The organism is Streptomyces sp. NPDC028928, assembly GCF_055564915.1.
Map to the genome: position 1 here is coordinate 934,804 of NZ_JBVHVI010000001.1, position 12,880 is coordinate 947,683.

The following is a 12,880-nucleotide window of genomic DNA, read 5'->3' on the forward strand; positions in this document are numbered from 1 at the left end:
CTCTCCCCCCGACTCGGCCGTGGTCCGGCCCTCCCGCCGGAGGGCCGGACCACTCCCCGGCGGCCGGGACCGAGGGGGAGGCCGGCCGGGGAGCTTCAGGGGTGTGCCGGTGTGCTCAGTGGGAGCCGGTGAGGGACGACGATCCCTCGTGCGCCGCGCCGGAGCCGGAGGCGTCGGACGGCGCGGACGGGTCGGCACCGCCACCGATCTGGTCACCGCCGGCCCCCGCCTGGTCCCCGGCGCCTGCGCCCTCGCCGGCCCCGGCCTGGTCACCGGCGCCCGCCTGGTCACCCGCACCCGCCTGATCGCCGGCGCCCGCGCCCGCCTCGTCCCCGGCACCGGTTCCGTCACCGGCGCCGGCCTGGTCACCGGCCCCCGCCTGGTCACCCGCACCGGCCTGGTCGCCCGCTCCCGCGCCGCCGTCGCCGAGCGTGGCGCCGGTGGCCTGGAGGGCGGTCGTGACCGGCTGGAAGAAGGTCTCGCCGCCGCTGGTGCAGTCGCCGCTGCCGCCGGAGGTGAGGCCGAGCGCGCTGCCGTCCTGGGTGAACAGCGAGCCGCCGCTGTCACCGGGTTCGGCGCACACGTTGGTCTGGATCAGGCCGGTGACGGTGTCGACGCCGCTCGGGTCGGTCTCACTCTGGAAGTTGACGGTGGCGTCGAGTCCGGTGACCTGGCCGTCGTGCAGCCCGGTGGTGGAGCCCATCCGGAACACGGTCGCGCCGACGGTGGCCTCGGCGGCCTGCTTGATCTGCACGGTCTGGCCGTTGCCGGCGTCGACCTCGCTGGGCGCCTGGGTGTTCGGGTCGTTGTACTTGACGAGGGAGAAGTCGCCCTCGCCGGGGAAGGTCGCCTGGTCGACGGTGGCGATGGGCTCGCCGGTCTCGGAGTCGGACCACTCCTTGGCGGCGACGCCGCAGTGACCGGCCGTCAGGAAGGCGGGGCTGCCGTCGGAGGCGGTGACGTTGAAGCCGAGGGAGCAGCGGACGTTGCCGCCCTGCGCCTGGGAGAAGATGGCGTCGCCGCCGGAGACGAACGTCTTGAAGGTGCCGGAGGACTTCTTCAGCGTCGCCATGCCGGAGCCGAGGCTCCGCACCGTCGACTGCAGTCTGTCCCACTTGGCGCCGGTCACGGTGGAGTCGGCGGTGACCAGGACCTTGTCGGTGCGCGGGTCGACGGCCCAGGAGGTGCCCGGGATGGTGGCCTTGGCCTTCAGTGTCCGCGCGGCGGCCTTGAGTTCGGCGGTGCTGTTCTCCACCTGGCGGACGACCGCGCCCGCCTTCTTCGCCTGGACGATGACGTTGTCGTCGCCGCTGACCACGTTGACGACGAGCTGCTGCTTGCCGCTGTCGTAGTACGACCCGGCGAAGGCGTCGCCGAGGATCTTCTCCAGCTGGGCGGCGAGGCCGGAGGCGTCCGCGGCCTTCAGGGTCTTGGCGGTGCCGGTGGTGCCCGACGCCTGGTTCTCGTCCTGGGACGCGTTGGCGTTGGGCAGCAGGAGGGCCGCCGCTCCGAGCGCCGCGACACCGCCCACCGCTATCGCGGCCTTGCGCTTGGGCATTCGCTTGTGACTCAACTTCTCGACCTCCTGGGACGGGGGGTCTGCCGCTCGCGGGCAGTTCGTAGGGGGGTGGGTATCGCGGCGCCTGGATGGCCGTAGGTACGCACCGGCCGCGTGGTGTGTTCAATTCCGGTTCCGTACGGCCGTATCGGCGTGCCGAATCGGCCACGCCGGGCGTGTCGCGGCGGGCGGGCGGGAACAATCCCCCATATGACGATGACCACCGCCGAAGCCGACAAGATCCTCTCCGTCAACTTCGCCCCCTGGGTGCTCGATCTCGGGCTGGCCGTCGAGGCGGTGGGCGAGGACCGGGCCGTGCTGCGGCTGCCCTGGTCGGAGCGGCTGGCCCGGGAGGGCGGCGGGCTGTCCGGGCAGGCGCTGATGGCCGCGGCCGACACGGCGACGGTGATCGCGGTGTCGGCCGCGCGGGGCGGGTTCGTGCCCATGACGACGGTGCAGCAGTCGACCTCGTTCCAGCGCGCGGTGACCGGTGCGGATGTCCGGATCGAAGCGGTCCTGACGAAGCTGGGCCGCCGGATGGCGTTCGCGGACGTCACGTTGAGCGATGCCGCCTCGGGTGCGCTCGCCGCCCGGGCGAGCACGGTCTATGCGATTCTCGGCTGACACAGTCAGCTACTGATCGGTAACGGTCAGTTCCGAACGTCAAACGGAATCTCCCCTTCAGGGAATCTGCACATCCACCACTCAGCCACCTCACCGGCACCCGGGCTTCTGCACATCCGCACGCCCCCTGACACGCCTTTGGCGAGGAGTGCCGGATTCGCCGCCCGGTGGGCAAGGCAGCCGACGCGACGATGCCGTGCGGCATGTGAAGGAGTCGCTGACACCCCGTGCGCACGCCTGCACGTATGAACCCGTTCGTGAGCCAATTGCCCAGGTGAGAGCCCTGGTTGGATTGGAAGCGCGCCCCGCGTGCGTGCTTTGATCCATCGGGCCGCGGGGGTCCGGCGGGCCTGTCGCAGACGGTGCCCGGCGCCCGCGGTCGCGGCCGTCCGTCTGTCCCCAGAGGGGGCCGCTCCCCCCTTGTGAAATATCCATACGAAGGGAAGTTCCACCATGAACTCCACCCCCCAGGTTGAGACCGTCGAGATCTCGGACGCCGAGCTGGACAACGTCTCCGGTGGCCTGTCCTCCAACACCCTCAACAGCACCCTCGGCACCGTGAACGAGATCGCCCCCGGCGTGAACGGCCTGGTCAACACGGTCGTCGGCACCGTCGAGGGTGTGACCGGTCTGAACACCGCCCCGATCAACGGCCTGGTCGCCGGTCTCTGATCGCACCTCGGTGTCACCGACGTCCCGGAGCCGTCCCTCGGCTCCGGGACTCTCGGGTGCCTGAACCACATGCGTCCGACCCCCAGGACCACATGCGTCTGACCCCCAGGTGAGGGAAGTTCCGTGCAGTTCCGCCAACAGGCCCTCGCCAAGCTCCAGTCGCCGGAGGAGCTGGACCTTCCGGTGCGGCTCGCCCGCCCGCAGGGCTGGCTCGCGCTCGGCGTCACCGTCGTCGTCATGGCCGCCGCCTCCGTGTGGGCGGTGACCGGCTCGGTCGCCTCCACGGTGAGCGCGCCCGCCATCCTCACCCACGGGCAGGGCAGTTATCTGCTCCAGAGCCCGGTGGCCGGACAGGTGACGGCCGTCCTCGCCCGGCAGGGCGAACGGCTGCCCGCGAACGCGCCCGTCCTCAAAGTCCGTACGGAGCAAGGCGACACGGTGGTCCGGACCGTCGCCGCCGGCCGCGTCACCACGCTCGCCGCGACCATCGGCCAGATCATCCAGACCGGCACCAATGTCGCCGCGGTCGAGAAGGTCGCCCACGCCTCCGATCCGCTGTACGCGACCGTGTACGTGCCGGCCGAGAACGCCGCCGCCATCCCCGCGCACGCCTCGGTCGACCTGACCGTGTCCTCCGTACCGACACAGCGGTACGGCGTGCTGCGCGGCGAGGTGAAGTCGGTGGACCGCACCGCGCAGTCCGCCCAGTCGATCTCCGCGTTCCTCGGCGACAGCCAGCTCGGCGAACAGTTCACCCGCAAGGGCCGCCCGGTGGCCGTGCTGGTGGAGCTGGACAAGTCGTCGTCCACCAAGAGCGGTTACCGCTGGTCCACCTCCGACGGGCCGCCCTTCCGGCTCGACTCCATGACCCTCGCCACCGGCTCCGTCCGGCTCGCCGACCAGCGTCCCGTCGATTGGCTGCTCCCGTGACCCGCCTCCAGGGAAGAACCCAGGAAACCCGTGGCCGCAGACGGGCGGCCCCCGCCAAGCGCCCGGCCCCCACGTCCCGTACCGGCACGGTCCGTACGCCCACCGTGCTGCAGATGGAGGCCGTCGAGTGCGGCGCCGCCTCCCTCGCGATGGTCCTCGGCCACTACGGCCGGCACGTCCCGCTGGAGGAGCTGCGCATCGCCTGCGGTGTCTCCCGCGACGGCTCCCGCGCCTCCAACCTGCTGAAGGCGGCCCGCAGTTACGGCCTGACCGCCAAGGGCATGCAGATGGACCTGGCCGCCCTCGCCGAGGTGCGGGCCCCGGCCATCCTCTTCTGGGAGTTCAACCACTACGTCGTCTACGACGGCATGGGCCGCCGCTTCGGCCGGCGCGGGGTGTATGTCAACGACCCCGCCAAGGGCCGCCGTTTCGTGCCCATGGAGGAGTTCGACGGCAGCTTCACCGGTGTCGTGCTGGTCCTGGAGCCCGGCGAGGACTTCGCCAGGGGCGGCCGCAAGCCCGGTGTGCTCGGCGCGATGCCGGCCCGGCTGCGCGGCACCGCGGGCACCCTGCCCGCCGCCGTCCTGGCCAGCCTGCTGCTGGTCGCGGTCGGCGCGGCCGTGCCCGCGCTCAGCCGCACCTACATCGACATGTTCCTCATCGGCGGGCAGACCTCGCTGCTGGGCGTGCTGTTCACGTCGATGGCCGCCTGTGTGCTGCTCACCCTGGTGCTGACCTGGCTCCAGCAGGCCAACCTGCTGCACGGCCGGATCATCTCCTCCACCCTCTCCAGCGCCCGCTTCCTGCGGCATCTGCTGCGGCTGCCGGTGACGTTCTTCGCCCAGCGTTCCCCCGCCGACCTGGTGCAACGCCTGCAGTCCAACGACCAGGTCGCCGAGACCCTGGCCCGCGACCTCGCGGCGGCCGGCGTCGACGCGATCGTGGTCGTGCTGTACGCGGTCCTGCTCTACACCTACGACCCGCAGCTGACGTTCGTCGGCATCGCCGTGGCCCTGCTGAACGTGGTGGCCATGCGGCTCGTCGTACGGCTGCGCGCGACCCGGACGGCGAAGCTGCGCGCCGACACCGCGCGGCTCACCAACACCTCGTACACCGGCCTGCAGCTGATCGAGACACTGAAGGCGACCGGCGGCGAGGACGGCTACTTCCGCAAGTGGGCCGGGCAGCACGCCACCACGCTGGAGGAGCAGCAGCGGCTCGGTGTGCCGAGCGCCTGGCTCGGCGTGGTCGCGCCGACGCTCGCCACCTTCAACAGCGCGCTCATCCTGTGGATCGGCGGACTGCGCGCGGTCGAGGGGCACATCTCGGTCGGTCTGCTGGTCGCGTTCCAGGCGCTGGTCACCCGTTTCACCGCGCCGCTGACCCGGCTCAACGGCGTGGCGGGCCGGATCCAGGACTTCGCGGCCGACGTGGCCCGGCTGAAGGACGTGGAGAACTTCCAGGCCGACCCGCTGTACGCCCGGCCCGGCGGGGGCGACTCGACCCGGCGGCTGCACGGGCATGTCGAGCTGGAGAACATCACGTTCGGCTACAGCCCGCTCGACACACCGTTGCTGACCGGCTTCGACCTGACCGTCGGCCCCGGGCGGCAGGTGGCGCTGGTCGGCGGCTCGGGCAGCGGCAAGTCCACGGTCTCCCGGCTCATCTCGGGCCTGTACACGCCGTGGGACGGCGTGATCCGCATCGACGGCCGCCGCCTGGAGGACATCCCGCGCGGCACGCTCGCCTCCTCGGTCTCCTTCGTGGACCAGGACGTCTTCCTCTTCGAGGGCTCGGTCCGCGACAACGTCGCCCTGTGGGACCCGTCGATCCCCGACGAGGCCGTGGTCGAGGCGCTGAAGGACGCGGCGCTGTACGACGTGGTGATGCGCCGGCCCGGCGGCATCCACAGCAAGGTGGAGCAGGACGGCCGGAACTTCTCCGGCGGGCAGCGCCAGCGCCTGGAGATCGCGCGGGCGCTGGTGCGCCGGCCGAGCATCCTCGTGCTGGACGAGGTGACCAGCGCGCTGGACGCGGAGACCGAGCAGGTCGTGATGGACAACCTGCGGCGGCGCGGCTGCGCCTGCGTGGTGATCGCGCACCGGCTGAGCACGGTCCGCGACAGCGACGAGATCGTCGTCCTCCAGCACGGCACGATCGTGGAGCGCGGGCGGCACGAGGAGCTGGTGGCGCGCGGCGGCGTGTACGCGGCGCTGGTCAGGGAGCGGTGAGATGACCTCCGTACACGAATCCGTACACGAAGGGGACCTCGTCCTGGGCGCGCTCGGCTCGCTGGGCACGCGGCTGGACTGCGCCGGTCTGGGCCGGCTGGACCTGGAGGGTCCGCAGGTGCTGTGGCTGGTCGCGGCCGGCGCCCTGGACCTGTTCGCGGTGGACGCCGCCCAGCAGGGCCACTGGCACCACCTCGGCCGGCTGGAGGCGGGCACGCTGCTGCTCGGCCCGGTCGCCGGGCCCCAGCACACCCTGGTGGCCCGCCCGGTCCGGGACTGTGTGGTGCACCGCGTCAACCTGCGCGAGCTGTACCAGCCGGCGCAGACCCAGACCTGGTCGTACGACGAGTACGGCAACCCGCAGTACGTGCCGCCGACGTCGAGCCCGCTGGAGTACGCGCTCGCCCTGGGCGTCGGCCGCGGCCTGTCCGTGCTGTTCCAGGCGCCGATGGCCGAGGAGCGGGCCGAGGCCCCGGGCGACGACGACGTCTTCTGGATGCAGGTGCCGCCGGGCAGCGTGCAGTACGGCTCGCTGTACGGCGCGGAGGCCGCCGCGGACCTGCTGATGGACCCGGCGCTGTGGCAGAGCATGGTGGACCAGCAGTACCGGCTGCTGACCGCGCTGGACCGGTGGATCGAACAGCTGGAGCGCACCCACGAGACGCGCACCGCCGCCGGGATCAAGGCCGGTGAAGCGGTCCGCGCCCAGGCCGACCGGACGCTGCTGGCCTCCATCGGCAAGCGCTCCTCGCGCCGTACGACGGCCGCCGACGCGGACGCCACCTACGCGGCCTGCCGGCTGGTCGCGGAGGCGGCCGGCATCCGGCTGGCCGAGCCCGCGCAGAGCGGCACGGAGAGCGACCGTCTCGACCCGGTGGAGCGGGTCGCGCTGGCCTCCCGGGTGCGCACCCGCGCCGTCCGCCTGGACGGGCGCTGGTGGCGCGAGAACGTGGGCCCGCTGGTCGGCCACCGGGCACTGTCCGGGGCGCCGGTGGCGCTGCTGTGGCGGCGCGGCGGCTATGTGGCCGTCCACCCCGGGACGGGGCGCGAGACGCCCGTCGAGAAGGCGAACGCGGAGGAGTTCGAGCCGCGCGCGGTGATGTTCTACCGGCCGCTGCCCGACAAGCGCCTCGGGCCGCTCGGACTGCTGCGGTTCAGTCTGCGCGGCACCCGCGCCGACCTGCTGAGCCTGCTGCTCGCCGGGCTGGTGACGGTGGCGATCGGCGCGCTGGTGCCGATCGCCACCGGCAAGGTGCTCGGCGAGTACGTGCCGAGGGCCCAGGAGGGCCTGATCGTCCAGGTGTGCCTGGCGGTGATGGTCAGCGGGGTGGTCGCGGCCGCGTTCACGCTGCTGGAGAACCTGTCCATCCTGCGCCTGGAGGGCCGGATCGAGGCGGCGCTCCAGCCGGCCGTCTGGGACCGGCTGCTACGCCTGCCCACCCGCTTCTTCACCCAGCGCTCGACCGGTGAACTGGCCGGCGCGGCCATGGGCATCAGCGCGATCCGCCGGCTGCTGGCGGGCGTCGGCCCGGTCGTCGCCCAGTCGGTGACGGTCGGCGCGATGAACCTCGCCCTGCTGTTCTGGTACAGCCCGGCGATGGCGATGGCGGCGATCGGGATGCTCGTCGTCATCGCGGCGGTCTTCGGCGGGCTCGGGCTGTGGCAGGTGCGCTGGCAGCGGCAGCTGGTGATGCTCGGCAACAAGCTGAACAACCAGGCGTTCCAGACCCTGCGCGGGCTGCCCAAGCTGCGGGTGGCGGCGGCCGAGAACTACGCCTACGCGGCCTGGGCGCGGGAGTTCGCGCGCAGCCGGGAACTGCAGCAGAGGGTCGGCCGGATCAAGAACCTGACGACGGTGCTGGGCGCGGTCTACCTCCCCGTGTGCACCCTGCTGATGTTCATGCTGCTGGCGGGCCCGGCCAAGGGGGCGATGTCGGCGGCGGACTTCCTGACCTTCAACACGTCGGTGACCATGGTGCTGACCTCGGTCACCCAGCTGACCGGCGCGTTGGTGTCGGCGGTGGCGGCGCTGCCGCTGTTCGAGGAGATCAAGCCGGTGCTGGAGGCCACACCCGAGGTGCGCACGGCGAGCACCCGCCCGGGCCCGCTGTCGGGCGCGCTGGAGGCCCGCCGGCTCTCCTTCCGGTACGCCGACGACGGCCCGCTCGTCCTGGACGACGTGTCCTTCGCCGTACGGCCGGGCGAGTTCGTGGCCGTCGTCGGCCCGAGCGGCTGCGGCAAGTCCACGCTGCTGCGCCTGCTCATCGGCTTCGACCGGCCGGTCTCCGGCAGCGTCCTGTACGACGGCCAGGACCTGGCGGCGCTCGACCAGTCGGCGGTGCGCCGGCAGTGCGGGGTGGTCCTGCAGCACGCCCAGCCGTTCACCGGGTCGATCATGGACGTCATCTGCGGTGCCGAGCCGTACACGCCGGAGGAGGCGATGGCGGCGGCCGAGCTGGCGGGGCTCGCGGAGGACATCAAGCGGATGCCGATGGGGCTGCACACGATCGTCGCGGGAAACGGCGCGATCTCCGGCGGCCAGCGGCAGCGCCTGATGATCGCCCAGGCGCTGATCCGGCGCCCGCGGATCCTCTTCTTCGACGAGGCGACCAGCGCCCTGGACAACGACACCCAGCGCATCGTCATCGACAGCACCCGCAAGCTGAACGCCACCCGGATCGTCATCGCCCACCGGCTGTCGACCGTCCTGGACGCCGACCGGGTGATCGTGATGGAGGACGGCAAGGTCGTCCAGCAGGGCACCCCGGCCGAGCTGCTCGCGGACACCGGGGGCCGGCTGCACGAGCTGGTCCGCCGGCAGCTGGCCTAACCGAATTCCTCCTCGTGCCCCGGCTCGTCGTGGTGGTGGGACGGCATCCAGTGGTGCTCGGTGAACCAGCGTCCGAACAGGGCGCCGCCGTAGATGACGAACCCGACACCGATGAGCCAGGACTCGATGACGAGGACAGTGCCGACGGCGCCGTAGCTGAGCGCGTTGGTGACGACGAGCGGGGTGAAGACGAGGTGGGAGAAGGCGCGCAGGCCGACCAGGCCGATGACGGTGGCCACCGCGCCGGGCAGCAGTGAGCGCCAGTGCACCTGCCCGCCGAGCAGGAAGCGCTGCCCCCACCAGAAGAACAGCACACCGCTCAGCGTGGACAGCACGATGCGCTGCGTTCCGTGCAGCGTCGACTTGGACGCCACCTCCTGGTAGAGGTACGCCGTCAGCACCACCAGCCAGGTCGCCTGCCGCCACACCCGGTGCCAGGGTCCGGAGGCCAGGCCCCAGATCCTTTCGTAGGCGTTCTGCACACTGCCGCCGAAGGACACGCCGAACACGGCGAGCAGGAGGCCACCGAAGACGCTGGTGGTGCCGATGACGTTGCGCGGCGGGCTGATGACGTCGGTGATCACGTGGGCGGACCGGCCGGACAGCCCCATCCCGTCGGTGAGCCAGGAGGCGAAGCCGCCGCGCACCAGGGGGTCGGCCGCGGCGACCACGATGAGCAGCGGTGCCAGCGTCACCAGGGCCAGGGTGGCGAACCCCATGGCCCGGTGCATCAGCTCCAGCTCACGGCCGTGCTCGAACAGGGCCCGCAGGCGTACCCACTCCCACGCGCGGTGCAGGCCGCGCCGCAACCGCCTCACGGCTCCTCCCGTGCTCGCCGCCCACACGCTGTGTCGTTCCGATGCCTCCAGCCTGGCACGCACCGGACGACTCGCAGCCGGAGGGCGGGCACGGGCGCGGCGCGATGCTGCGCACGAGTGACCGCCCGGTTGCGGCGACACGACGGGCGCGTCCGCCGTTCGCGGTCCGCGCGGGCGGAGAATCGGGCCCCGTGCCTACCACCGAACCTCACGCGCCGGGCGGCCGGCGGCGGACGCTGATCGTGAGCGCGAGCATGGGAGCCGGCCACGACACCGTGGCCGCCGAACTCGCCCGGCGGGCCGCGGCCCGGGGCCACGAGGCCCATGTGGTCGACGTGCTGCGGCTGCTGCCGTACGGCCTCGGTACGGGCCTGCGCCGCGGCTACCAGGCATCGGTACGGCATCTGCCCTGGGTGTACGCCGGGATCTACGGCGCGTTCCTGCGCGGCGGGCCCGGCCGGCGGCCGAGCGGGGTCCCGCTGGCCCGGCTCGCCGGGGACCGGCTGACGGAACTGGTGGACCGGCTGGACGCCGACGTGGTGGTGTCCGTGTTCCATCTGGCGGCACAGCTGACCGGCCATCTGCGGGCGCGGGGCGGGATGCGGGTGCCGAGCGCCGTCTTCCTGCTCGACTTCGCGGTGCACCGGCAGTGGCTGCACCCGGGCAACGACCGGTACCTGTGCCTCACGGACGCGGCGGCGGAGGAGGTGCGCCGGTCCCTCGCCATGCCGGTGGTGACGACCGGCCCGGTGGTCGCGCCGGCCTTCCGCGCGCCGGCCCCCGGGGCGGCCCGGTGGCGGGAGCGGTTCGCCGCGCGGGCGCCCGGCCGGCCGCCGGTGCTGCTGTCCGCCGGCGCCTGGGGGGCGGCGTCCCGCCCGGCCGCCACCGCCCGGCTGCTGGCGGCGGCCGGTTATCTGCCGGTGGTGCTGTGCGGCCGCAACGAGCGGCTCCTCGCCGGCCTCTCCCGGGAGCCGGCGGCGCTCCCCCTGGGCTGGGTCGACGACATGCCCGGCCTGCTGGCCGCCTGCCACGCCCTGGTGGACAACGCGGCCGGCCAGACCGCCGTCCAGGCCCTCGCCATGGGCCTGCCCGTGATCGGCCACCGCCCACTCCCCGGCCACGGCACGGACGGCGTCCGCCACATGGCCGCCCTGGGCCTGTCCGAACTCGCCCCGGACGCCCCCGCCCTCCTGTCAGCCCTCGGGCGGCTCGGCGAGAACACCCGGGAACGCAGCGACCTGGTGGCCCGCGGCCAGGCGCTGTTCCGCCGTGACCCGCTGGACTGCGTGACGGACCTGTGAGGCGGCGAGGCCCTGGGCGGGCCGGGAGCCGTGGCCGGGGCGGGAGCCGTGGCCGGGGCGGGGCGAGGTACGTACGGCGCCGGGCGGCGGCACCCCCCGGCAGCCGCTCGCCCCCGGCCGGTGATGGCGAACGGCGCACCCGCCGCCAGTCCGCGACGGTCCGTGCGGCTCCGCGGGGCCCCGCCCCTCACCCGCCCCGGTCGCCCACCCCCGGCCCGGCCGCGGCAGCGCTCCCGCCCGGCACCGGAGTCGGGTCGTGGTCGCGCAGGGGCCCGACCGTGAGGCCGGCTTCCCGGCAGTCCTGGACGATGGCCGGCAAGGCCGTCAGTGTCGCGTGCCAGCAGTCGGGGGACGAGTGGCGGTCGGAGTCGTGGAGGAGGATGGTGCCGCCGCCGCTCAGGTCCGCGGTGACCCGGGCCCGTACGGACGCCGGCGTGGCGTCGGCCGTCCAGTCCCTGCCCCACACCGACCACAGCACCGTCCGCAGCCCGGCCCGCCGGGCGGCCGCCCAGCGGCTGGTGGTGAGGATGCCGTACGGGGGGCGGTACCACCGCGGGCGGTGACCGGTGAGGTCGTACACCGTGCGGACCGTCCGGGCGACGGCTTCGGCGTCCCGGGCGAACGCGGGGTGCCAGGGCCGGTCGTGGGTCCAGCCGTGCACCCCCAGCTCGTGCCCGCGCCGTACCGTCTCCCGGACCACCTCGGGGTGGCGGACCGCGTGCTCGCCGAGGACGAAGAAGGTGGCCCGCACCCCGAGCCCGTCCAGCGCGTCGAGGAAGCACGGGGTCGAGGCCGGGTCCGGTCCGTCGTCGAAGGTGAGCGCGATGTGCCGGCGTGGGCCGGTGCCGGCGAGCCCGGGGAAGAGCAGCGGCCGTACGCCGGGGAGCCAGCTGGCCGCCGGGCCGATGTGGGCCAGGGCGACACCGGCCGGCAGCAGGACGGCGGCCGTCCGCCGGGCGCGTCCGGACACGGGGGACATCGGTGACCTACCTCCTCGGGGTGCGCGGCACGGCGGCGGATCCGGGGTACGCCCTCGGGTCCGTGGCGTCCCACTCCCCGCCCACGGACGGGGCGTGCGCCAGGCCGATGCTGCCCGCGCCGATCAGGGCGACGCCGACCGCCTCCGGCAGCAGGTTCAGGCCCAGGCGGATCGACTCGGCGAACAGCACCCAGCCGAGGACGACGCTGGTGAGCGCGTCGCCGAGGGTGAGGGCCGGCTGGGAGGCGGTGAGCGAGCCGGCGCCGAGGGCGCCCTGGAGCAGCACGAAGGCGACGAGCCCGGCGGCCCCCGTGGCGTACGGCGACCAGTGCCCGAACATCGCCGCGGGGCCCTGCCCGAGCCGCCCCACGGCCTCCTTGAGCAGCGCGGCGGTGAGGGCGAAGGACACGGCGGAGGCGAGACCGAGCAGCGCGGCCCGGGAGGCGCCCCGGGTCGGGCGTGCGACGGTCACGAGCAGCACGACGGCGCCGAACGCCCCGCCGCCGCCGAGCAGCCAGTCCCCCGGCCGCGCGGTGGGCCGGCCGGGGGACGGCGCGGCGGCGAGGAGGAACAGGGCGAGTCCGCCGCCGAGCGCGGCGAACGCCAGCCAGGTCCGCCCGTCCGGCCGGCGCCGGAAGACGACGCTGCCGACGGCCAGGGTGAACAGCAGCTCTGCGGCGAGCAGGGGCTGGACCAGCGACAGGCTGCCCACGGCCAGCGCCCCGGCCTGCAGCAGGCTGGACAGCGCCAGCAGTCCGGCGCCCGCCAGCCAGTAGGGGCGGCGCAGCAGATGGGCGTACCGGCGCACGGAGGACCGCGCCCCGCCGGCCTGGTCCGCCTCCGGTTCCTGTACGGCGGCCCGCCGCTGGAGTACCGAGGCGGAGGCGTTGGACAGGGCGGCGAGCAGGGCGAGCAGCACCGTGAGGGCGGTCATGGT

At 73.7% G+C, this 12,880-nt stretch carries 10 protein-coding genes; 6 read left to right on the forward strand and 4 right to left on the reverse strand.

The features are described 5' to 3' along the window. Positions 1-115: 115 nt before the first annotated feature. Positions 116-1,558 carry a S1 family peptidase gene (locus ACZ4U1_RS04035; RefSeq protein ID WP_467900077.1) on the reverse strand — a complete coding sequence of 481 codons (1,443 nt, stop codon included), beginning with the start codon at positions 1,556-1,558 and terminating at the stop codon, positions 116-118. Positions 1,559-1,768: 210 nt separating this feature from the next. Between ACZ4U1_RS04035 and ACZ4U1_RS04040 the strand changes: the two genes are divergently transcribed. From ACZ4U1_RS04040 to ACZ4U1_RS04060, 5 genes are all read left to right on the forward strand, one after another. After that, a complete protein-coding gene (locus tag ACZ4U1_RS04040; protein ID WP_467899283.1) occupies positions 1,769-2,182 on the forward strand; it encodes a PaaI family thioesterase in 414 nt (137 codons plus the stop codon). Positions 2,183-2,635: 453 nt separating this feature from the next. After that, entirely contained in the window at positions 2,636-2,854 is a 219-nt protein-coding gene (locus ACZ4U1_RS04045; protein WP_361695101.1) for a type A2 lantipeptide, read from the forward strand. A gap of 123 nt (positions 2,855-2,977) precedes the next feature. Further along, positions 2,978-3,784 (forward strand): hypothetical protein, encoded by an 807-nt coding sequence (locus ACZ4U1_RS04050; RefSeq protein WP_467899285.1) that lies wholly within the window; start codon positions 2,978-2,980, stop codon positions 3,782-3,784. Positions 3,785-3,897: 113 nt separating this feature from the next. Then, entirely contained in the window at positions 3,898-6,015 is a 2,118-nt protein-coding gene (locus tag ACZ4U1_RS04055) for an NHLP family bacteriocin export ABC transporter peptidase/permease/ATPase subunit (RefSeq protein WP_467900079.1), read from the forward strand. 1 nt (position 6,016) lies between these two features. Beyond that, the gene (locus ACZ4U1_RS04060) at positions 6,017-8,845 is read left to right on the forward strand and encodes an NHLP bacteriocin export ABC transporter permease/ATPase subunit (protein ID WP_467899287.1); all 2,829 of its coding nucleotides are present in this window, start codon (positions 6,017-6,019) and stop codon (positions 8,843-8,845) included. Here the strand turns inward: ACZ4U1_RS04060 and ACZ4U1_RS04065 are convergent. Then, on the reverse strand, positions 8,842-9,663 hold the full coding sequence (locus ACZ4U1_RS04065) for a ribonuclease BN (RefSeq protein ID WP_467899289.1): 822 nt from the start codon (positions 9,661-9,663) through the stop codon (positions 8,842-8,844). The genes ACZ4U1_RS04060 and ACZ4U1_RS04065 overlap by 4 nt on opposite strands. A gap of 191 nt (positions 9,664-9,854) precedes the next feature. Between ACZ4U1_RS04065 and ACZ4U1_RS04070 the strand changes: the two genes are divergently transcribed. Further along, positions 9,855-10,964, forward strand: a complete 1,110-nt coding sequence (locus tag ACZ4U1_RS04070; protein WP_467899291.1) for an MGDG synthase family glycosyltransferase — start codon at positions 9,855-9,857, stop codon at positions 10,962-10,964. Between the two features lie 187 nt (positions 10,965-11,151). Here the strand turns inward: ACZ4U1_RS04070 and ACZ4U1_RS04075 are convergent, their stop codons facing one another. Next, positions 11,152-11,943, reverse strand: a complete 792-nt coding sequence (locus ACZ4U1_RS04075) for a polysaccharide deacetylase family protein (RefSeq protein WP_467899294.1) — start codon at positions 11,941-11,943, stop codon at positions 11,152-11,154. A 7-nt stretch (positions 11,944-11,950) separates the two neighbouring features. After that, a complete protein-coding gene (locus tag ACZ4U1_RS04080; protein WP_467900080.1) occupies positions 11,951-12,877 on the reverse strand; it encodes a DMT family transporter in 927 nt (308 codons plus the stop codon). Between the last annotated feature and the right edge of the window lie 3 nt (positions 12,878-12,880).